The sequence below is a fragment of the Streptomyces sp. NBC_01485 genome, assembly GCF_036227125.1.
In the GTDB taxonomy this organism is placed as follows: domain Bacteria; phylum Actinomycetota; class Actinomycetes; order Streptomycetales; family Streptomycetaceae; genus Streptomyces.
The window spans coordinates 4,847,375-4,868,176 of the sequence record NZ_CP109435.1 but is presented as its reverse complement, the minus strand read 5'-3'; the positions used below and the strand labels follow the sequence as shown (position 1 = coordinate 4,868,176).

General features: G+C 70.4%; 20 protein-coding genes and 1 tRNA gene. 11 read left to right on the top strand and 10 right to left on the bottom strand.

Annotated features, from left to right (window positions below; translation table 11 throughout):
• Positions 1–7: 7 nt before the first annotated feature.
• From OG352_RS22220 to OG352_RS22210, 3 genes are all read right to left on the bottom strand, one after another.
• Entirely contained in the window at positions 8–1,834 is a 1,827-nt protein-coding gene (locus OG352_RS22220) for a thioredoxin-like domain-containing protein (RefSeq protein WP_329219194.1), read from the bottom strand.
• A 278-nt stretch (positions 1,835–2,112) separates the two neighbouring features.
• On the bottom strand, positions 2,113–2,340 hold the full coding sequence (locus tag OG352_RS22215; protein ID WP_329219192.1) for a hypothetical protein: 228 nt from the start codon (positions 2,338–2,340) through the stop codon (positions 2,113–2,115).
• Positions 2,337–2,765 (bottom strand): ATP-binding protein, encoded by a 429-nt coding sequence (locus OG352_RS22210; protein WP_329219190.1) that lies wholly within the window; start codon positions 2,763–2,765, stop codon positions 2,337–2,339. The genes OG352_RS22215 and OG352_RS22210 overlap by 4 nt, the downstream gene beginning before the upstream one ends.
• Before the next feature lie 209 nt (positions 2,766–2,974).
• Here OG352_RS22210 and OG352_RS22205 point away from each other — a divergent pair, with 209 nt between their 5' ends.
• Genes OG352_RS22205 through OG352_RS22190 form a run of 4 tightly spaced genes read left to right on the top strand, consistent with a single transcriptional unit; the run spans position 2,975 to position 4,775 of the window.
• The gene (locus tag OG352_RS22205; protein ID WP_329219187.1) at positions 2,975–3,820 is read left to right on the top strand and encodes a helix-turn-helix domain-containing protein; all 846 of its coding nucleotides are present in this window, start codon (positions 2,975–2,977) and stop codon (positions 3,818–3,820) included.
• A 10-nt stretch (positions 3,821–3,830) separates the two neighbouring features.
• Positions 3,831–4,052, top strand: a complete 222-nt coding sequence (locus OG352_RS22200) for a DUF397 domain-containing protein (protein ID WP_329219185.1) — start codon at positions 3,831–3,833, stop codon at positions 4,050–4,052.
• The gene (locus OG352_RS22195; protein ID WP_329219183.1) at positions 4,045–4,236 is read left to right on the top strand and encodes a DUF397 domain-containing protein; all 192 of its coding nucleotides are present in this window, start codon (positions 4,045–4,047) and stop codon (positions 4,234–4,236) included. The genes OG352_RS22200 and OG352_RS22195 overlap by 8 nt, the downstream gene beginning before the upstream one ends.
• Before the next feature lie 41 nt (positions 4,237–4,277).
• Positions 4,278–4,775 (top strand): LURP-one-related/scramblase family protein, encoded by a 498-nt coding sequence (locus tag OG352_RS22190; RefSeq protein WP_329219181.1) that lies wholly within the window; start codon positions 4,278–4,280, stop codon positions 4,773–4,775.
• 218 nt (positions 4,776–4,993) lie between these two features.
• Here the strand turns inward: OG352_RS22190 and OG352_RS22185 are convergent, their stop codons facing one another.
• Positions 4,994–5,815, bottom strand: coding sequence for a carbon-nitrogen family hydrolase (locus tag OG352_RS22185; RefSeq protein ID WP_329219179.1), 822 nt, complete (start codon positions 5,813–5,815; stop codon positions 4,994–4,996).
• Between the two features lie 222 nt (positions 5,816–6,037).
• Here OG352_RS22185 and OG352_RS22180 point away from each other — a divergent pair, with 222 nt between their 5' ends.
• Complete coding sequence (locus OG352_RS22180; RefSeq protein WP_329219177.1) at positions 6,038–6,862, top strand: maleylpyruvate isomerase family mycothiol-dependent enzyme; 825 nt, start codon at positions 6,038–6,040, stop codon at positions 6,860–6,862.
• A gap of 100 nt (positions 6,863–6,962) precedes the next feature.
• Here OG352_RS22180 and OG352_RS22175 read toward each other — a convergent pair whose 3' ends face one another.
• Entirely contained in the window at positions 6,963–7,865 is a 903-nt protein-coding gene (locus OG352_RS22175; RefSeq protein WP_329219175.1) for a D-alanyl-D-alanine carboxypeptidase family protein, read from the bottom strand.
• Between the two features lie 280 nt (positions 7,866–8,145).
• Between OG352_RS22175 and OG352_RS22170 the strand changes: the two genes are divergently transcribed.
• From OG352_RS22170 to OG352_RS22160, 3 genes are all read left to right on the top strand, one after another.
• Positions 8,146–8,865, top strand: a complete 720-nt coding sequence (locus OG352_RS22170; RefSeq protein ID WP_329219173.1) for a GntR family transcriptional regulator — start codon at positions 8,146–8,148, stop codon at positions 8,863–8,865.
• Positions 8,866–8,927: 62 nt separating this feature from the next.
• Entirely contained in the window at positions 8,928–10,175 is a 1,248-nt protein-coding gene (locus tag OG352_RS22165; protein WP_443072492.1) for an MFS transporter, read from the top strand.
• Between the two features lie 115 nt (positions 10,176–10,290).
• Positions 10,291–10,363: transfer RNA gene (locus OG352_RS22160), tRNA-Cys, on the top strand.
• A gap of 95 nt (positions 10,364–10,458) precedes the next feature.
• Here OG352_RS22160 and OG352_RS22155 read toward each other — a convergent pair.
• From OG352_RS22155 to pdhA, 3 genes are read right to left on the bottom strand one after another with little or no spacing between them, the layout of a single operon-like run.
• Positions 10,459–11,934, bottom strand: a complete 1,476-nt coding sequence (locus tag OG352_RS22155) for a dihydrolipoamide acetyltransferase family protein (protein WP_329219169.1) — start codon at positions 11,932–11,934, stop codon at positions 10,459–10,461.
• A 10-nt stretch (positions 11,935–11,944) separates the two neighbouring features.
• Positions 11,945–12,937: an alpha-ketoacid dehydrogenase subunit beta gene (locus OG352_RS22150; protein WP_329219167.1), complete on the bottom strand. Its 993-nt coding sequence runs from the start codon at positions 12,935–12,937 to the stop codon at positions 11,945–11,947.
• Between the two features lies 1 nt (position 12,938).
• Positions 12,939–14,138: a pyruvate dehydrogenase (acetyl-transferring) E1 component subunit alpha gene (gene pdhA, locus OG352_RS22145; RefSeq protein ID WP_329219165.1), complete on the bottom strand. Its 1,200-nt coding sequence runs from the start codon at positions 14,136–14,138 to the stop codon at positions 12,939–12,941.
• Between the two features lie 498 nt (positions 14,139–14,636).
• Between pdhA and OG352_RS22140 the strand changes: the two genes are divergently transcribed.
• On the top strand, positions 14,637–15,743 hold the full coding sequence (locus OG352_RS22140) for a phosphotransferase (RefSeq protein WP_329219163.1): 1,107 nt from the start codon (positions 14,637–14,639) through the stop codon (positions 15,741–15,743).
• Positions 15,744–15,864: 121 nt separating this feature from the next.
• Here the strand turns inward: OG352_RS22140 and OG352_RS22135 are convergent, their stop codons facing one another.
• Positions 15,865–17,448, bottom strand: a complete 1,584-nt coding sequence (locus OG352_RS22135; RefSeq protein ID WP_443072311.1) for a protein kinase domain-containing protein — start codon at positions 17,446–17,448, stop codon at positions 15,865–15,867.
• A 359-nt stretch (positions 17,449–17,807) separates the two neighbouring features.
• On the opposite strand from OG352_RS22135, the gene OG352_RS22130 reads away from it, so the two are divergent.
• Complete coding sequence (locus OG352_RS22130; RefSeq protein ID WP_329219161.1) at positions 17,808–19,448, top strand: protein kinase domain-containing protein; 1,641 nt, start codon at positions 17,808–17,810, stop codon at positions 19,446–19,448.
• Positions 19,449–19,551: 103 nt separating this feature from the next.
• On the opposite strand, the gene OG352_RS22125 is transcribed toward OG352_RS22130, so the two are convergent.
• Positions 19,552–20,097: a bacterial proteasome activator family protein gene (locus OG352_RS22125; protein WP_329223915.1), complete on the bottom strand. Its 546-nt coding sequence runs from the start codon at positions 20,095–20,097 to the stop codon at positions 19,552–19,554.
• 163 nt (positions 20,098–20,260) lie between these two features.
• On the opposite strand from OG352_RS22125, the gene OG352_RS22120 reads away from it, so the two are divergent.
• On the top strand, positions 20,261–20,779 hold the full coding sequence (locus OG352_RS22120) for a hypothetical protein (RefSeq protein ID WP_329219159.1): 519 nt from the start codon (positions 20,261–20,263) through the stop codon (positions 20,777–20,779).
• The last annotated feature ends 23 nt before the right edge of the window (positions 20,780–20,802 follow it).

The following is a 20,802-nucleotide window of genomic DNA, read 5'->3' as shown; positions in this document are numbered from 1 at the left end:
ACTGGCGTTACTGGGGATCCATCCCCGCCAGGACCAATGGCAGCCGGTCCGCCCCGCCCTCGGTGAGGCGGACCGGAACGCCCCAGTCCTGCTGGTGGACGTGGCAGGCGGGGTACTCGATGTCCGGGGCGTCGTCACAGGAGGCGGCCATGGCGGAGACGTGCAGAACGCCCTCCGTGACCGCCGGATCGAGCTCCAGCGTGCGGAAGAGGTCGGTGCCCGCGCCCTCGCCCTCGAGGAGCAGTCCGGCCGGGGTGGCGGAGACCAGCAGCCGGGTCGACGGACCGTACCGGGTGTCCAGCTTCTGACCGGCCGGCGCCTGGAAGATCACGTCCAACCGCAGCGTCCCCGGCGCGACTTCGGTGGCGGCGCGCTGCGTGCGGTGGGCTACGGCCGCCACGCGGACCGCCTCCTCCGGCAGCCGCAACCGGGTCAGCCGGTGCCGGGCCGACTCGACGACCACGATGTCCTCGCCGACGAGAACGGCGTCGCTGGGCTCCCTCAAGTCCGTCGCCAGGGTGGTGACTTCGTCCGTCCGGGGGTCGTAGCGGCGCAGGGCGTGGTTGTAGGTGTCGCTGACGGCGACCGAGCCGTCCGGCAGGACCGTGACACCCAGCGGATGCTGGAGCAGGGCCTGACCGGCCGCGCCGTCCCGGTGCCCGAAGTCGAACAGACCGGTGCCGACGGCGGTGTGGACGGCCCCTTCCCGGTCGACCCAGCGCAGCGCGGACGTCTCGGAGTCGGCGAGCCAGAGCCGCTCCCCGTCGGGCGTGGCCGCGAGCCCCGACGGCTGGGCGAACCAGGCCTCGGCGCCCGGCCCGTCGACGAGCCCCTCGTTGGTCGTCCCGGCCGCGACACCCACGGTGCCCTCGACCGGGTCGTACGCCCACAGTTGATGGACACCGGCCATGGCGATCCACACCCGGCCGCCGAAGAGCGCCACGTCCCAGGGCGAGGAGAGGTCGATCTCGCGGGCGGGCCCGGAGGCGGGCGACCCCTGCCACGACTGCTTCCCGGTGCCGGCGAGCGTCGTCACGTCCCCGGTGCCGAGGTCGAGGCGGCGCAGCGCGTGGTTGACGGTGTCGGCGACGACCACGGCGGAGTCGTCGAGCAGCGCGAGCCCCTGAGGCTCGTTGAAGGAGGCCGCTTCCGCCCTGCCGTCGGCGAACCCTCGCACACCGGACCCGATCCGCCGTACGACGGTCTCCCCGTCCCCCGCCAGCTCCACCAGCTGATGCCGGGTGGTGTCGCTGACCAGGAAGTTCCCGCCGGGCAGGACGAGGGCCTTGCCCGGGAAGCGCAGGGCGGTCGGCTCGGGCTCCGGCACCACGTACGGCCCGTCGCCGCGCCGCAGGGTGCCCTTCGCGGCGTGCTCGGCCTCCAGCTCCGTCACGAGCCGCTCAATGGCGTGCGCATGCCCCTCACCGGCATGCTGCGCGACGACGTACCCCTCCGGGTCGATCACGACGAGCGTCGGCCACGCCCGCACCGCGTACTGCTTCCAGGTGCCGAGCTCGGGATCGTCCAGCACCGGATGCTCCACCCCGTACCGCTCCACGGCGTCCACGACCGCCTGGTGCTCGGCCTCGTGCACGAACTTCGGCGAGTGCACCCCGATGACGACGACCGTGTCCCGGTGCTTCTCCTCCAGCTCCCGCAACTCGTCGAGAACATGCAGACAGTTGATGCAGCAGAACGTCCAAAAATCCAGGACGACGACACGTCCTCGCAGGTCGGCGAGGGTGTACTGCTGCCCACCCGTGTTCAGCCAGCCACCCTTGCCGATCAGCTCGGGGGCGCGGACACGGACACGGCGGGGAGAGGAGTCGCTCATGATCCCCAGGGTGCCACCCGCCACCGACAGTCATGTCGCCAGATGCCCCCGAATGCTCCCCGATGCTCCCGGATGCTGTTGGCGCGTTCCGTCTGGGGATCCGGACGGTGGTGAGTCCGTGCCGGGAGCAGGGATGCTGTCGCCGCGAATGTGACACTTCCCCCCTCAAGTGTCACATTCGCGGAACTGGACCCTTGTGGATTCGCCGACAGCATCGGCTCCCGTTCGGGGCCCGTCGGCCACCTTGACCGGCCGGGGCAGGTCGGCTTCGCCGGGGCTCACGACCCGGCACTTGCCGAGCAGGCGTCGCGCCGGTCTCCCTCGCACCGACCGGCGGCGATGCCGAGGACGTCTGTGAGCGACTCGACCAGGCGGCCGGCGATCCAGCGGAGTTCGTCCGCCGTCAGACCCGCGTCGTCGTCCACCATCGGCCGGGCGAGGCACAGGATCACGGCCGCGGTCTCCAGTTGCTGCAGCCGGTTCGGGGTCTGCCGTACGCCGGTCATGGCGCAGCCGTTCGCCGTACGGGCAGGTCGAACCACACCGCCTTGCCCTCCGGGTGCGGCTGCCCGCCGTACGGGATGTCCGGGGCGTGCCCCCAGCTTCCCTCGGTGACGGCGTCCACCAGGTACAGGCCCCGGCCGCCGCCTCGCTCCCACGTCTCAGCCGTCAGTTCCCTTATCACCGGCGGGTTCTCGTCCCCGTCGTACACCACCACCCGCAGCCGCCCCTCCTCCACCGCCAGCCACAGCACGGTGCCGTCACCTTTGGCATGCGTGCAGGCGTTGGTGACGAGTTCGGAGGTGCAGAAGATCGCGTCGTCGACGAGGGTGCCGTCCAGCTCCAGTGCGCGCAGCACGGTGGCGACGAAGTCGCGGGCGATGTGAGGGGAGGTGTCGAGGGGTGGGCAGACGAGGGTGTACGAGGGCATGGGGCATCGGCTCCGGTGGTGGCGTGAGGGGTGGCCGCGCGTTGCTGTCCGGCGCCCCGGGGATACGGCCGGGGTGGCACTTCCAACGGACGGTGGGCGTGCGGGAGTTGCGGATGGGTGACCGATTGGGCACCCTCCGTGAGTACGGCACGAAGGTACTCGGTATATTTGCGACGCCGCAACCGGGTCCACGGAATTGAGGAGACGTCATGCCGCCGAGGGTCAACCCCACTGCACGTCAGGTGCGCCTCGGTGCGGAGTTGCGCAGGCTGCGCGAGGCGGCGGGCCTGGTGTCCCGTGACGTCGCCGCCTGGCTGGGCACGAGCCAGGCCCAGATCAGCAACATCGAGTCGGGGAAGCACGGCGTCAGCGAGGAGCGGCTGCGCAGGCTCGCCGAGCACTACGCCTGTGACGATCCCCGGCTCGTCGACGCACTGGGCTGCATGGCCAACGAGCGGGAAAAGGGCTGGTGGGAGGCGTACCGAAGTATTCTGCCGACCAAGGCGCTCGACCTCGCCGAGTTGGAGCGCCGCGCGTCGTACGTCCGCACATTTCAGGTCGTGCACATTCCGGGGGTCCTCCAGACCGAAGAACACGTACGCGCGGCCTTGGCGTTCGTGGAGCCAGGGTCTCCGGAAGACGTCCGAGAGGCTCGCGTCGAGTTCCGGATGCGGCGCCAGCAGATACTCGGTTCCGGAACGCCGTACGACGTGATCATCCACGAGGCCGCGCTACGCATGCGCGTCGGCGGCTCCAAGGTAGCCCGTGCTCAACTCGAGCACCTGCTGCACGCATCCGAGAGGGAGTCCCTCACTCTTCGCGTCATCCCCTTCGCAGCCGAAGGCTTCGCGGGTGCAGGCCTCGCCGTGCAGTACGTCGGCGGAGTCGTACCCCAGTTGGACACTGTGCAGATCGATACGCCGCACGGTGCCGAGTTCATCGACGCGCCTGCTCAACTGCACCGGTACCGAACCAAACTCGAACGCGTTGACAACGCCGCGCTCCCACAGGACGCTTCCCTCGACCTCATCCGCCGTATCGCCCAAGAACTGTGAAAGGCCCCCGGTGCCTCAAAACCTCCGCTGGCAGAAGTCGTCGTTCTCCGCGGGCGACTCCGACAACGACTGCCTGGAGATAGCCGCCGCCCCCACCACCCTCCACCTCCGCGAGAGCGACACACCGGCCACGGTCCTGTCGCCCACCCACATCGCCCTCACCGCCCTACTCACGGCAGTGCGGAACGTACCCGCGTCTGACTCCTTCGCACGAGGGAACCCCAGTGCCTGAAGCCCTCCACTGGCAGAAGTCGTCGTTCTCCGGCGGCGGCAGCGACACCAACTGCCTGGAGATAGCCGCCACCTCCACCACTCTCCACCTCCGCGAAAGCGACACCCCGGCCACGATCCTCGCGCCCACCCACATCGCCCTCACCGCCCTGCTCACGGCAGTGAAGCTCAGTCTGTCGGCCTAGCGGCGGCGTCGCGGACCGGCCGCCGGGGAAGCGGTAACGGCATGAGATTCCTCGTGCGCGACCGGCTCCTCGGCCTCGGTGACGACTATTGGATCGAGGACGACCGGGGCACCAAGGTGTACCTCGTCGACGGCAAGGCGATGCGGCTGCGGGACACGTTCGAGCTGAAGGACACCCAGGGGCGGGTCCTGATCGACATCCGCCAGAAGATGTTCGCCCTGCGGGACACGATGGTGATCGAACGGTCCGGTGAGCCGCTCGCGACGATCCGCCGCAAACGGCTCTCCCTGCTGCGCAACCACTACCGGGTGGCCCTGGCGGACGGCCGCACCGAACTCGACGTCAGCGGCAAGATCCTCGACCGGGAGTTCGCGGTCGAGTACGACGGCGAACTCCTGGCCGTCGTCTCCCGGCGCTGGCTGCACGTACGGGAGACCTACGGCGTCGACGTCGTCCGCGAGGACGCCGACCCGGCGCTGCTGATCGCGGTCGCTGTCTGCGTGATCCACCTTGCCGACAAGGAGCGGGAGGACGACTGAGGAGGGCGGAGGAAGGAGAGGGGCCGAGCGGGGCTGAGGAGGTCCGACGCGGATCGGCTGGGGATCGGCGGGCGGAGCGGCCGGCTGAGCGGCCGGCCGAGCGGCTAAGCGGACCTGGTGAAGTCGGGTGCGCAACCGCGCCCCGGAAGGGGCGCGGGGAACTGCGCGACCAGCCCCCACCGGCCCGCAGATTCATCACCGCTCTTCCAACGGAGCGCTTAGCGGAGCGGCGGGTGCAGGCCCAGCACTCGGTCCTTCAGGGCCGGGAACTGCTCCCGGGTCGTGGCGACGCGGGACGGGTCGAACTCGACCGTCAGGATCTCCTCGCCCGACCCCGCCTCCGCCAGCACCTCGCCCCACGGATCGACCACGACCGAGTGACCCGCCTGCGGAACTCCGGCGTGTGTCCCGGCCGTTCCACATGCGAGCACGAACGCCTGGTTCTCGACCGCCCGCGCCTGAGCCAGCAGCGTCCAGTGCGCCCGGCGGCGCTCCGGCCAGCCCGCAGGGATGACGAAGGTCTCGGCGCCGGCGTCGACGAGACCGCGGAACAGTTCGGGAAAACGGAGGTCGTAGCAGGTGGCGAAGCCGACGGTCGTCTCGGGGAGACGGGCCGTCACCAGGTCCTGGCCCGCGCTCATCAGCACGGCCTCGCCCTTGTCGAAGCCGAAGCGGTGGATCTTGCGGTAGGAGGCGACCAGCTCACCGGAGGGGGAGAAGACGAGAGACGTGTTGTAGAGAGGGCCTTGACCTGCGGCGGAGCCGCTGTCGGACGGAGCCTGTTCGGGGATCGAGCCCGCGTGCAGCCACACGCCCGCGTCGCTCGCGGCCTTGGCCATCGCCTCGTACGTCGGCCCCTCCAGGGGCTCGGCCTCGCTGCCGAACTGCTCGTAGGAGAACGCCCCGGTCGTCCACAGCTCCGGCAGCACCACCAGGTCGGCGGCACCGGCCTGTTCCCGTACCAGCGCGGCGACCCGCACCCGCCGCGATTCGACCGATTCGCTCTCTTCTACGGCGATCTGGATCAGAGAGGCGCGCACACTACCACCGTCCTGGCATTCGAGTCGTCCACACAGGCCTACGATCGTCACACGAAAGCACTGCCGGGGTGCCTCACAGCAGCGTAGCTTGGGGTTCCCCCCAGCCTCGAGCGCAGCCGAGAACTGGGGGAGTTCCAAGACACCCGCCGACAGCAGCCACCTCCCGCTGGCAACGCCGCCACAGCCCACCCGAAGTACCGACCGCCGAGGGGTCCCGTTTCCGTGAGTCTGCATCCCACCCTCCAGCCCTACGCCGACGCCTGGACCCACTCCATCGAAGCGATATCCGAGCTGGTGCAGCCACTGGTCGAGGCGGACTGGAACCGCAGGACCCCCTGCCCGGGCTGGTCGGTGCGCGACGTCGTGTCGCACGTCATCGGGCTGGACTGCGAGATGTACGGCGACCCGCGGCCCATCCACTCCCTCCCGCGCGACCTGTTCCACGTCACCAACGACCTCCAGCGCTACATGGAGATGCAGGTCGACGTCCGCCGTCACCACACGTCGCCGGAGATGACGTCCGAGCTGGAGTACACGGTCATCCGCCGCAACCGCCAACTGCGCAACGAGTCGCGGCAGCCCACCACGATGGTGCGCGGTGCGCTCAGCACCACGGTCACGCTCGAGGAGTCCATGCGCACCCACGCGTTCAACGTGTGGGTGCACGAGCAGGATCTGCGCGCCGCGCTCGGCCGCCCCGGCAACCTCGACTCCCCCGGCGCGCACATCGCCCGTGACGAGCTGCTCGCCGAGCTCCCTGCGGTCGTCGCGGAGAAGGCCGACGCGCCGCGCAGTTCGGCGGTCGTCTTCGACGTGCACGGCCCGATCGAGTTCCTGCGCACGATCCGCGTCGACATGGCGGGCCGCGGCACCCTGGAGACGGCCCCCGCGCTCGGCCCCGCCGCCGCGTTCACCCTCGACTGGGAGACGTACGTCCGGCTGGCCTGCGGCCGGGTGACGGCGGAGGCGGTCGCGGACCGGGTGAAGGCGGAGGGCGAACCGGAGCTGACGGCGGCGATCCTGCGGAACTTCGCGGTCACCAAGTAGGAACGGGCCCGTCGTATGGATCACGACGGGCCCGTTCCTCAGGGACTGACTGCCTGCTGGCTGACTGACTGACGCGCGAACGTCAGCCGGGCTTCGAACGTCAGCCGAGCTTGGCGAAGCCGTAGTTCAGCAGCTTCGTCGCGTCGGCGGCGCGGACCGTGACGCTGGTGGAAGCCAGCACCGTGCCCACGACGGTCTTGGTGCCCCGGGTGGCGGCGAAGACGAGGCAGTACTTCGCCTCGGGGCCGGAGCCCGTCTTCACGCCGATGGCGCCGCTGTAGCTGCTCAGCAGCGTGTTGGTGTTGGTCCAGGCACCCATGGTGCGGGTGGAGCCGGTCTTGGTGACGGTCTTGGCGGTGTACGACTTGGTCTTGACGATCACGCGGAAGTTGGCGTTCTTCAGCGAGTTGCTGGCGAGCTTCGTCAGGTCCTTGGCCGTCGAGTAGTTCGCGCCGTTGCCGATGCCGTCGAACGAGTCGAACTTCGTCTTCGTCATGCCGAGCGTCTTGGCCTTGGCGTTCATCTTGGCGATGAAGTTCTTCACGCGCGCGGCCTGCGTCGTGCCCGTGCCGAACTTGTCGGCCAGGGCGAACGCGGCGTCACAGCCGGACGGCAGCATCAACCCGTAGAGCAGCTGACGAACGGTGACCTTGTCGCCGACGATCAGCCGGGCGGACGACGCGGTGTTCTTGACGATGTAGTCGCTGTACGCCTTCTGGATGACGACCTTGGCGTCGAGGTTGAGGTTGGCCTGCGACAGCACCACGTTGGCCGTCATGATCTTCGTGGTGGAGCCGGTGGACAGCTGGGTGTCCATGCCCTTGTTGTACAGGGTGGCGCCGTTCGCGTTGTTCATCACGTAGCCGGTCTTGGCGGCGATCGTGGGCGTCGTGACGGCTTGTGCGGGTGCCGCGGTGAGGGCTCCGGTCGCGAGCACGGCGCCGACGGTGACGGCAACGGCTGCGGCCCTGCGGACTCGAATGCCCTTGGTGGCGGTTATCAACTGAAATACCCCGATTACGTCGAATGCCCCTGCGATGCGGCCAAGTTGGAGGGGGGAAAGAAAAAAGGGGCCGCACGTGTGTGACACGTAAGTAGCACAGAAAGTTGTGCGCTTGCTGGACAGAATTTCCGATTACTTGGGGATGCTCTTACCTGCCGCGGGCATCTGCCCCTGTCACCGGCCCCGCGCGACACCTTCACGGGTCCCCGGCAACACCGCCGCCGGTCCCGCAATGTGGACCGATCCCCCGATGCGTACGTGTTGTATCTATCCTGTGGACATGCCATCGTCCGCCCCGCCCGCCCCCGTTACCGCCCCCACTCCCACCTCCGGGCCCACCACCACCCCCACCCCCGCTCCCGTCAAGCAGCCGCCCGCCGCCGACCGCGTGTACGCCCACGTCAAACAGGGCGTCCTGGACCGCCGCTACGAGGGCGGCACCCTCCTCACCGAGGGTGAACTCGCCGAGGCCGTGGGGGTCTCGCGCACACCGGTACGGGAAGCGCTCCTGCGCCTGGAGGTGGAGGGGCTGATCAAGCTCTACCCGAAGAAGGGCGCCATGGTCCTGCCGGTCTCCGCGCAGGAGATCGCGGACGTCGTGGAGACGCGCCTGCTGGTCGAGGAGCACGCGGCGCGCAAGGCCGTCCCCGCGCCGGCCGGGCTCATCGCGCGCCTGGAGGAGCTGCTCGCGAAGCAGAAGGAGCAGGCCGCGGCGGGCGACCTGGCGGCGGCCGCGGTGACGGACCGCTGCTTCCACGCGGAGATCGTCCGCAGCGGCGGAAACGCGATCCTGTCGCGGCTGTACGACCAGCTCCGAGACCGGCAGTTGCGGATGGGCGTCGCCATCATGCACTCCCACCCCGACCGGATCGCCAAGACGCTCACCGAGCACGAGGAGATCCTCCAGGCGCTGCGCTCCGGCGATGCGGAGGCGGCCGTCGAGATCGTGCACCGGCACGTCGGCTGGTTCTCACACCTGGCGCGCGGTGAGGTCCGATGAGCGCCGGCGCACGCCGCGTGAACTCCACCCTTCCGGGTGATCCGCCGGGCGGACGGCGCGCGATGGCCGTCTGGAGCATCGGCGTCTCGGTCTACTTCGTCGCGGTCATCTTCCGTACGTCGCTGGGAGTGGCCGGCCTCGACGCCGCCGACCGCTTCCAGGTCAACGCCTCGGCCCTGTCCACCTTCTCGATCCTCCAGCTCCTGGTCTACGCGGGCATGCAGATACCCGTGGGCCTGCTGGTCGACCGGCTCGGCACCAAGAAGGTGCTGACCATCGGCGTCGTGCTGTTCACGGCCGGCCAGCTCGGCTTCGCCTTCTCCCCGTCCTACGGCACCGCCCTCGCCTCCCGCGCGCTGCTCGGCTGCGGGGACGCGATGACGTTCATCAGCGTGCTGCGGCTGGGGACGAAGTGGTTCCCGGCGCGCCGCGGGCCGATGGTCGCCCAGATGGCGGGCCTGGCCGGCATGGCGGGCAACCTGATCTCAACGCTCCTCCTGGCCCGGCTGCTGCACAGCATCGGCTGGACGGCCGCCTTCGCGGGCAGCGCGGTGGCCGGAGCGGTGGTCCTGGTCCTCGTACTCCTCTTCCTGAAGGACCACCCCGAGGGTCACGAGCCCGCGCCGTTCCCGCACCAGGGCGCGGCATACGTCCGCCGTCAGATCGCCGCGTCCTGGCGTGAGCCGGGGACCCGGCTGGGCCTGTGGGTGCACTTCACCACCCAGTTCCCGGCGATGGTGTTCCTGCTCCTGTGGGGCCTGCCGTTCCTGGTGCAGGCACAGGGCCTGTCGCGGGCGACGGCCGGCGAACTTCTCACCTTGGTGGTGCTGTCCAACATGGTCGTGGGCCTGGTCTACGGCCAGATCGTCGCCCGCCACCACGGGGCACGGCTGCCGCTGGCCCTCGGCACGGTGGGCGCGACGGCCCTGATGTGGGCGACGACGCTGGCCTACCCGGGCGAGCGGGCGCCGATGTGGCTGCTCGTGACGCTCTGCGCGGTGCTCGGCGCGTGCGGCCCCGCCTCCATGCTCGGCTTCGACTTCGCCCGCCCGGCCAACCCGCCCGAGCGTCAGGGCACGGCCTCCGGAATCACCAACATGGGTGGTTTCGTGGCGTCCATGACGACGCTCTTCGCGGTCGGCGTCCTGCTCGACGCCACCGGCGACGACTACACGATCGCCTTCTCCTGCGTCTTCGTCCTCCAGGCCCTCGGAGTCAGCCAGATCCTGCGCCTGCGCAAGCGAGCCGCCCGACGCGAACGCGAGCGGCTGGTGGCGAGCCGAGTGGAGACGGTGCACGTACCGGCGTAGGGGCACGTGACGTAGTTGAGGCACGTGACGTACGCAGGGACACCTGACGTACGTACCAAGGCGGCCGAAACACGGTTGTCCGGACGCTCGTTCGACGGCTACCGTCTCGTCGCATCGACGTGTAGCTCAGTAGCCAGAGCGCCGGACTGCACATCCGGAGGGCGCAGGGGCGGAACCTGCCACGTCGGCTGAGGTCCCTCCCGCCGCTTGCCAGTCACCGGTGGCCAGTTGCCGGTTCGGAAGGGGGCCGCGCTTCCCGCGCGGGGGTGCGGCCCCTTCCCCGCTAACCCCAGGTGATCAGCTTCTTCGGCTGTTCCAGGATCGCCGCCACATCCGCCAGCACCTTCGAGCCCAGCTCCCCGTCCACCAGCCGGTGGTCGAAGCTCAGCGCCAGAGTCGTCACCTGACGGGGCTTCACCTTGCCCTTGTGGACCCACGGCTGGAGCCTGATCGCGCCGACCGCGAGGATCGCGGACTCGCCGGGGTTCAGGATCGGGGTGCCGGTGTCGACGCCGAAGACGCCGACGTTGGTGATGGTCACCGTGCCGCCCTGCATGGCGGCCGGGGAGGTCTTGCCGTCCCGCGCCGTCGAGACCAGCTCGCCCAGCGACTGCGCCAACTGCGGCAGCGTCTTGGCGTGCGCGTCCTTGATGTTCGGGACCAGGAGACCCCTGGGGGTCGCGGCCGCGATGCCCAGGTTGACGTAGTGCTTGACCACGATCTCCTGCGCCGCCTCGTCCCAGGACGCGTTGATCTCCGGGTTGCGCTTGATCGCGACCAGCAGTGCCTTGGCGATGAGGAGCAGCGGGTTGACCCGCAGGCCCTGCATGTCCTTGTCCTGCCTGAGCTCCTCGACGAGCTTCAGCGTGCGCGTCACGTCGAACGTCACGAACTCCGTGACATGCGGCGCGGTGAACGCCGAGCCGACCATCGCCGCCGCCGTCGCCTTACGCACCCCCTTGACCGGCACCCGGGTCTCCCGGACCGAGTCGTACGACGGTACGGCCATGGGCGCGGGGGCGGGCGCGGCCGTGACCGGAGCCTGCGTCACCGGGGCCGCGGGAGCCGCCGGGGTCACCGCCGCGTGGACGTCCTCGCGGGTGATGACGCCGTCCGGGCCGGACGGGACCACCGTGGCGAGGTCGACGCCCAGGTCCTTGGCCAGCTTGCGCACCGGCGGCTTGGCCAGTGGGCGGTCCTTCACGGCGGGCGCGGCCCCGTGGCCGTTCAGCTCGGTCCGGATGGTGTCCGGGACCTGCGGGACCGTGATCTCCGGGCCCTTGCGCGGCCGGCGTTTGGTGGAGGACGCGGCCACGCCGTACCCGACGAGGACCGGCTGACGGCCCGCCCCCACCGACTTCGCAGCCTGGGCCTTCGCCGCCTCCGGCTTCACGGCCTCGGCCTTCTTCTCCGGGGCGGCCGGCACCTGCGCGGGAGCCGCGGGAGCCTGCGCCGGCACCTCGGCGACCGGGGCGTCGCCGCCCTGCCCGCCCGCGCCGCCCGCCACGTCGACCGCGATGATCGACATGCCCACGTCGACCGTGGTGCCCTCGGGGAAGTGCAGCGCGCGGACCACCCCGTCGTAGGGGATGGGCAGTTCGACGGCGGCCTTGGCCGTCTCGACCTCGCACACCACCTGGCCGTCCGTCACCGTGTCACCGGGCTGGACGTACCACTTGAGGATCTCGGCCTCGGTGAGCCCCTCGCCCACGTCGGGCATCTTGAACTCGCGTACGGACGCTTCCGTCATCGTCGTCACGACCCTCTCCTCAGTACGCCAGGGCACGGTCGACGGCGTCGAGCACCCGGTCCAGGCCAGGCAGGTACTCCTCCTCCAGGCGCGCCGGCGGGTACGGCGCGTGATAGCCGCCGACCCGCAGGACGGGCGCCTCCAGGTGGTAGAAGCAGCGCTCGGTGATCCGGGCGGCGATCTCCGCGCCCGAGCCGAAGAACACCGGCGCCTCGTGGACGACGACCAGGCGGCGGGTCTTCTCCACCGACGCCTGGATCGAGTCGAAGTCCAGCGGGGACACCGAACGCAGGTCCAGGACCTCCAGGTTCCTGCCCTCCTCGGCGGCCGCGGCGGCGACCTCCTGGCAGAGCTTCACCATCGGGCCGTAGGCGACGAGGGTCAGGTCGGTACCCTCTCGGACGACCTTGGCCTTGTGCAGGGGGCCGGGGATCGCCTCGGTGTTGACCTCGCCCTTGTCCCAGTAGCGCCGCTTCGGCTCGAAGAAGATCACCGGGTCGTCGCTCTGGATGGCCTGCTGCATCATCCAGTACGCGTCGGACGGGTTCGACGGAGAGACGATCTTCAGGCCCGACACGTGCGCGAAGAGCGCTTCCGGCGACTCCGAGTGGTGCTCGACCGCGCCGATGCCGCCGCCGTACGGGATGCGTACGACGACCGGGAGCTTGACCTTGCCGAGCGAGCGCGCGTGCATCTTCGCGAGCTGCGTGACGATCTGGTCGTAGGCCGGGAAGACGAAGCCGTCGAACTGGATCTCCACCACCGGGCGGTAGCCGCGCAGGGCCAGCCCGATCGCGGTGCCGACGATGCCGGACTCGGCGAGCGGGGTGTCGATGACACGGCTCTCGCCGAAGTCCTTCTGCAGGCCGTCCGTCACCCGGAAGACGCCGCCGAGCTTGCCGACGTCCTCGCCCATGATCAGGACCTTGGGGTCCGCGTCCAGGGCGCGGCGCAGCGATTCGTTGATCGCCTTGGCCAGGGCCAGGTTCTTGGTTGTCGCGGTCTCGGCCATCTCACTTACCCCCGTCTTCGTCCACGAACGACGCCTGGTAGGCGGCGAACTGGGCCCGCTCCTCGTCGACGAGCGCATGCCCGTCCGCGTACACGTTCTCGAAGATGGCGAAGTGGTCCGGGTCCGGCATGGCGCGGACCGCTTCGCGCACTCGCCTGCCCAACGCCTCGCTCTCCGCCTCGAGTTCCGCGAAGAATCCCTCGTCCGTGTGGTTTGAGGCCTCCAGGTGGCGGCGAAGGCGCAGGATCGGGTCCTTCGCCTCCCACGCCTCACGCTCCTCGTCGGCCCGGTACTTCGTCGGGTCGTCGGAGGTGGTGTGGGCGCCCATGCGGTACGTGTACGCCTCGACGAGGGTGGGGCCCTCGCCGTTGCGGGCCCGCTCCAGCGCCCACTTGGTGACCGCGAGGCAGGCCAGGACGTCGTTGCCGTCGACGCGGACGCCGGGGAAGCCGTAGCCCTGCGCGCGCTGGTAGAGCGGCACCCGGGTCTGCTTCTCGGTGGGCTCGGAGATCGCCCACTGGTTGTTCTGGCAGAAGAACACGACCGGCGCGTTGTAGACCGCGGAGAAGGTGAAGGACTCGGCCACGTCGCCCTGGCTGCTGGCGCCGTCGCCGAAGTAGGCGATCACCGCGCTGTCCGCGCCGTCCTTGGCCACGCCCATCGCGTAGCCCGTCGCGTGCAGCGTCTGGGAGCCGATGACGATCGTGTAGAGGTGGAAGTTGTTGCTGTTGGGGTCCCAGCCGCCGTTGTTCACACCCCGGAACATGCCGAGCAGGTTGGCCGGGTCGACCCCGCGGCACCAGGCGACGCCGTGCTCGCGGTAGGTCGGGAAGACGTAGTCGTCGTCGCGCAGGGCCCGGCCGGAGCCGATCTGGGCGGCCTCCTGGCCGAGCAGCGAGGCCCACAGGCCCAGCTCGCCCTGCCGTTGCAGGGCGGTGGCCTCGGCGTCGAAGCGGCGGGTGAGCACCATGTCGCGGTAGAGGCCGCGGAGCTCTTCGGGGGTGACGTCGGCGGCGTACTTGGCGTACTCCGCGTTCCTGCTGTTCTTGACCCGCTTGCCCTCCGGCGTCAGCAGCTGCACGAGCTCGGGCTCGGCACTCTTCCTCGCGGTGGTGCGGGTGGTGCGCTCGGTGCCGGTGGCGCCGGCCTTGCCTCCGGCGCTGCGTCGCGGCTTGTGCGCGGCAGTGCTCTCCACGGTCACGTGTTGCTCCTCCGTCGGTCCGGCCCCCGGGGTTGCCGGGTGACCAGTACGGCCCACCTGCGCCGACACTCGTGCACGGGGTGGGTGCCACTCGGTCGGAACAGGTGTGACAGGTGCCCCGGCGAGCGCCCTGCAGTCATCACGTTACCCAGTGCTCCACATTTCTGTGAAACCCCTCCTGACCTGCGTTTTTGCTTGGATTTCCAAGTAAATCGGCAAAGTCGGAAGAGAGCCTGGTCACAGCCTTGCAGGAGGCCGGAGCAACGGCACGTTATCCCGGCCACCCAGGCCACGGGAAGAGTTTTCGGTTGCGAGTGCCGCCGGTCGCGGGCGTACCCGAGGGACGGCTCAGCGACCGTACCCACCTGCGGGGCGACCTGAAGCGACCACCTGTGACAACTGTTGACCTTTGGTGACTTTCTGTGACAACGCCCAGCTCACAGCCCAGAATCGTGCCCTAGCATCGGGCGCGTGCCGCGCTCCTGTGTACCACCCTCCGTGCCCCACGCGCCCCCTTTGGGCGCTCTGCTCCGCCGCTACTCCGCCGGCACAGCGCTCGCCTGCGAACCGGTCGACGAGGGGCTGCTGAACCGCGGTTACCGGCTGCGCACCACCCGAGGCCGCTACTTCCTCAAGCACCACTTCGACCCGGACACCGCCGACCCCGCCTCCATCGCCCGCCAGCACCGGGCCACCGAACGCCTCGCCGACCTGGGCGTCCCGGTCGCGCCCCCGCTCCCCGGCCACGACGGACGAACGGTCGCCGTCGTCGGCGGCCACGCCTACGCCCTCCACCCGTGGATCGACGGCCGCCACCGCCACGGCGCGCAGCTCACCCCCGGCCTGTGCGGACGTCTGGGAGCGCTGCTGGGGGTCGTACACGCGAGCCTGGAACACGTGATGCGAGCCCCCGGCGAGCACCCGCCGCCGACGAGGGCGAAGCACTCGGTCCCAGGGCGCGAACAGCCCGCACCCCCGGCGCACGAACCGGAGCGCACCACCCCGTCCGAGCGCACCGCTCACGTCGAGCACACCGCCCCGAGCCCCGACCCCGCCGACACCTTCGCGCTCATCGACGACCTCCTCGCGCGCGTGCGCCGTCACCGGCCCGCCGACTCCTTCGACGACCTCGCCCGCCACCGCCTCCTGGAGCGGCGCACGCTGCTGGAACGGCACGCGGACCGGCGTCCCCCGCATGGCGGCCCGGTCGGCTGGGTGCACGGCGACTTCCACCCCTTCAACCTGCTCTACCGCGGGGACGCCCCCGCCGCCATCGTCGACTGGGACCGGCTCGGCGTGCAGCCCCGCGCGGAGGAGGCCGTCCGCGCGGCCGCGATCTTCTTCGTACGGCCCGACGGCGCCCTCGACCTGCCGAAGGCGAGGGCGTACGCACGCGCGTACCGGCGCGCGGCCCGGGCCACGCCCTCCGAACTCGCGGCGGCCGTGCACCGCGTGTGGTGGGAGCGCCTCAACGACTTCTGGATGCTGCGCTGGCACTACGAGCGCGGCGACACCCGCGCGGACTCCCAGTTCCCGGCCGCCTCGGCCCTCGCCGTGTGGTGGACACAGGAGTACGACGCGGTGTGCGGAGCGTTCGCGGACTGAGCCGGGCGCGAAACGAGCCGCATAGGGGCCGCGAAAACGAGCACGCGCGCGTGGAGCCCTGTGAACAGGCCCACGCGCGCGTGGTCGAAGAGATGCCGAGGAGCCGGCGTACGCCGGTCAGTCAGCCACCGAGGCCGGTGCCGCCGATGCCGGCGTTGCCCTGGTCCGTCCCGCCCGTCGGGTTGTCGGAGGACGGGGTACTCGGCTCCGTCTCCGTGTCGGTCGGCTCGTCCGACGGCTGGGTGTCGGTCGGCTCGGCCGACGGCGAGGAGGTGATCGACTCGGACGGGGTGTCCGACGGCGTGTACGACGGCGTGTACGTCGGTGTCCAGTTCGATCCGGAGTTCGAACCGCTGTTGTCGTCAGTGTTGCCGTCCGTGGACGTGTCGGTCGGCTCGGCGGTCGGCGTCGCGGTGGAGGTCTCGCCCGTCGCGGACGGCGAGGCGGTCGGCGAGTTCGACGTCTTGGTGTCGTCGCCGGTGCCCGCCCCCTTGGTGTTCAGCGCGAGCGCGACACCCGCGGCGATGGCGATCACCGCGAAAACGGCGAGGATCCACAGCTTGCCGCGACCGCTGCCCCTGTTGCCGTGGCCCTCGAAGCCGCCGTCGTCACCGCCGCCGTAGCCCGTGGGCAGGATCGGCTGCGGGATCTGCGACGTGCTGGAGCCGTCGGCGCCGTGCGGCAGCACGGTCGTGTTCGCGAAGCCGCCGGCGGGCATGCCGCGGCCGTCGTGCGGGCCGACCGGCCCGGTGTTCCAGGTGCCGGTGTGGGCGCCCTGGTCGTACAGCATCTGCAGCCCGTACTGGATGAGGCCGCGCATCTCCTCCGCCGTCTGGAACCGGTCGTCCGGGTCCTTGGCCAGGGAACGCATGACGAGGCCGTCGAGTTCCGGCGGGCACTCCCCGCCGGAGGTCTGCGAAGGCGGCATCGGGATGTCCTGCACGTGCTGGTAGACCACCGACAGCGGCGTCTCGCCGGTGAACGGGGGCCGCAGTGCGAGGAGTTCGTACAGCAGGCAGCCCGTGGCGTACAGGTCGGAGCGGTGGTCGACGGCCTTGCCGAGCGCCTGCTCCGGGGAGAGGTACTGCGGGGTGCCCATGACCATGCCGGTCTGCGTCATCGTCGTGGACGCCCCGTGCAGGGCGCGCGCGATGCCGAAGTCCATCACCTTGACCGCGCCGTTGTGCGTGATGATCACGTTCGCCGGCTTGATGTCGCGGTGCACGATGCCGTGCTGGTGCGAGTAGGCGAGCGCCTCCAGGACGCCGGAGACGATGATCAGGGCCTGCTCGGGCCCGGGCGCCTCGGCGTTGAGGAGGAGGTCGCGGATCGTGCGTCCCTCGACGATCTCCATGATGATGTACGGCACGCTCTGGCCGCCCACGAAGTCCTCGCCGGAGTCGTACACGGCGACGATCGCGTGGTGGTTGAGGCCGGCCACCGACTGGGCCTCGCGCGTGAAGCGGGCCTTGGACGTCGGGTCCTCGGCCAGATCGGCGCGCAGCAGTTTGACCGCCACGGTGCGTCCGAGGCGTACGTCCTCCGCCGCGAACACCTCGGCCATGCCGCCCCGGCCGAGTCTGTGGGTGAGCCGGTATCGGCCGTCCCCGACCAGCCCGCCGTTGCCCCAGTTCTCCGGCGCATCTGACATACCGCCGCCAGTCGCCTCGGGGTCGGACGGGCCCTGAGCGCGCTGCTGTGCCATCAGTCCTCGCCGTCGTTTCTGCCCGCGGTGCGCGCGGTGTTGTCACGGTCTCCGTCGGCCACGCTACAGCCTCCGCGCAAGCCGCCGGTCCGGAGCGATCCCCGGATCGACGCCCCGGACGGACCCGGGCGCCGGTCCGAGACGGACCGGCCATGAAACCCGTACGCCGTACCGGCGTGCAAATTCCGTGTACCGCCGGTACGGCACCTGTAACGCTTCCGCGACGCTTCTTTCTCGTAGGGTCACGGAACGGGCACCGAGCTTGACGTGTCAGTGCCCTACGGCAGACTTGGCCGGGAATAGCACTGTCGATCAACGACAAGTCAATGGCGCCTGAGGGCCTACGGGGGACGCAGAACATGAGCCAGGACGGCGCGCAGGGCCGGTACGCGGGGCGGGCGCTCGCAGCCGGCCGCTATCAGCTGCGCGACTTGCTCGGCGAGGGCGGCATGGCCTCGGTGCACCTCGCCTACGACGCCGTGCTCGACCGTCAGGTCGCGGTGAAGACCCTGCACACCGAACTCGGCCGCGAGCAGGCCTTCCGCGAGCGCTTCCGCCGCGAGGCCCAGGCCGTGGCCAAGCTCACGCACACCAACATCGTCTCCGTCTTCGACACGGGCGAGGACGACGTCGAGGGGCTGACGACGCCGTACATCGTCATGGAGTACATCGAGGGCCGCCCGCTCGGCTCCGTGCTCGACGAGGACGTACGGCAGCAGGGCGCGATGCCCGCCGACAAGGCGCTGAAGATCACCGCGGACGTGCTGGCGGCGCTGGAGATCAGCCACGAGATGGGGCTCGTCCACCGCGACATCAAGCCCGGCAACGTGATGATGACCAAGCGCGGCGTGGTCAAGGTGATGGACTTCGGCATCGCGCGGGCTATGCAGTCCGGGGTCACCTCGATGACGCAGACCGGCATGGTCGTCGGCACCCCGCAGTACCTCTCGCCCGAACAGGCCCTGGGGCGTGGCGTGGACGCCCGGTCCGACCTCTACTCGGTCGGCATCATGCTGTTCCAGCTCGTCACCGGGCGGCTGCCGTTCGAGGCGGATTCGCCGCTTGCGATCGCGTACGCGCACGTGCAGGAGGAGCCGGTGGTTCCCTCCTCGATCAACCGGGCGCTGCCGCCGGCCGTCGACGCGCTCATCGCCCGCGCGCTGAAGAAGAACCCGAACGAGCGGTATCCGACCGCCGTCGCCATGCGCGACGAGTGCCTGCGCGTCGCCGCCTCCTTCCAGCCGGCCCCGCCGAGCATCGTCCCGGGCGCGCAGACGTCGAGCGGCGCGGGCGTCGGCTCCGCGGTGTTCCCGCCGGTCGGCCAGGGCACCCCGGCGCCCCAGGCGGGCGTCCAGACGCCCTACCAGCCCGCCCCGACCCCGAACCCGTACGGCACCCCGACGCCGTCCCCCTCCTACGGCTACCCGCAGCAGGGCGGCTACCAGACGCCCGCTCCGGCGTACGGCCACCAGCAGGCGCCGCACACTCCGCCCGCGTACAACCTCAGCCCGCAGCCGTCCACCGCGGTGTCCTCGGGCGGCGGCAGCCGCAAGGGCAGCAAGGCCATGCTCATCGGCTCGGCCCTGGTCGCCGTGGTGACGGTCGGCGGCCTCGTCATCACCCTCTCGATGAGGGGCGGCGGCAGCGACGCCAAGGGCGGCACCGGCGGGACCAGCGCTTCGCCTGCGGCGACCAAGGCGGCGGGCTACCGCGCCCCGGACCCGTCCAAGACGATCGAGGCGGAGGAGTGCTCCGAGCCGCAGGAGTCGTACAACGACCCCGACAAGATCCGGGTGCCGAACTTCAAGTTCAAGTACATCGACTCGGTCAAGGCGTGCTTCCAGTCCGCCGGCTGGAAGATGAAGATCACGAAGGTGGACGAGAACACGTACGGCGAAGGGGCGATCATGGATCAGTTCCCCTCCGCCGGGACGGACGTCGACCCGGACGACATGCCCAAGATCGAGCTCAGGGTCTCCTCGGGCAACCCGGCGTCCTGACGCCGGACGACGCCGGACGCCTGGCCGGACAGGTGAAGTCGAGCGTGTGAAGGGGCCCGGCGTCTCGGACGCCGGGCCCCTTCTCCGTGTGTTTACCGGGCTTCTACAGGTACGGTCCGCCCGAACGGCCGCCCGAACGCGGGTCGTCGGCGCCCTCGTGGCCCACACCCGGCGGCAGCGCACGGCGCATCTGCTCCAACTGGGCGCGCGCGGCCATCTGCTGGGCGAAGAGCGTGGTCTGGATGCCGTGGAAGAGGCCCTCCAGCCAGCCGACCAACTGGGCCTGCGCGATCCGCAGTTCCGCGTCGCTCGGCGTCGAGTCCTCGTTGAACGGCAGGGACAGCCGCTCCAGTTCCTCGACCAGCTCCGGCGCCAGGCCGTCCTCCAGTTCCTTCACCGAACTCGCGTGGATCTCCTTCAGCCGGACCCGGCTCGCCTCGTCCAGGGGAGCCGCGCGCACCTCCTCGAGCAACTGCTTGATCATGCTTCCGATGCGCATGACCTTCGCGGGCTGCTCGACCATGTCCGTCACCGGGATCTCACGGGGGTCCTCGTCAGCGTCGATGCCGCCGAGCGCCATGCCGTCCTGACCTACGACCAGGATCCTCTGGGCGTTCTCCGGCGACCTTTCGTTCCTCGGCATCTCCATGCCGTCATTCTCTCGCACGTCCCCACCTCATCACCGTGGTGCCCCCCATGAAGGGTGATCCACCGTTTCCGTTCGGCGGAGTCCGAAATGCGGCGGAACTTCCCTGATGTGAGGCTTGTCACGTCTTTTTCTTGGCGACTGGTACCGGGAGGGGGTCACGGACGTGACTCCATGGCAGCGGGCGTTGCGCGGGATGCGGGTGGGCGCGATGGGCGTGGCGGGAGTGGTCGTGCTGCCCTACGGGGCGGTCTCGGCGTACGCGGCCATAACGGCGTACGGCCCCGCCCCGACGTACGTCACCGTGTCGGCGTCCGTCACCCCGGCCCCCTCCTCCCCCGAACCGGACCGGGCCGGAAGCCGCGCGGGCGAGGGCCGCCAGCGGCCCGGGCGGGACGGCGACGAGGGGGAGGACGGGGACGAGGAGGCGCAGGACTCGGGCGGCGAGGACGCGGAGGCCGGTGACGGCGACCTCGGCGACGACACCGGCGAGTCCGAGTCGCCGCAGGCCGTCGTCGCTCCCGCGACCCCGGCGACGCCGCACAACGCCGTACGGCAGGCGGTCGCGCCGGGGGAGCGGGCCGACGGCCCCGTGCTCCAGATCCTGCCGCTCGGCAGCGGCCTCGTCCTCATCGGCCTGGGCATCGCCCTCGCCCTCGCCGCCCTGCGCCTGCGCCGCGGCTAGGGGTGCTGTCAGCTGTGCGTCCA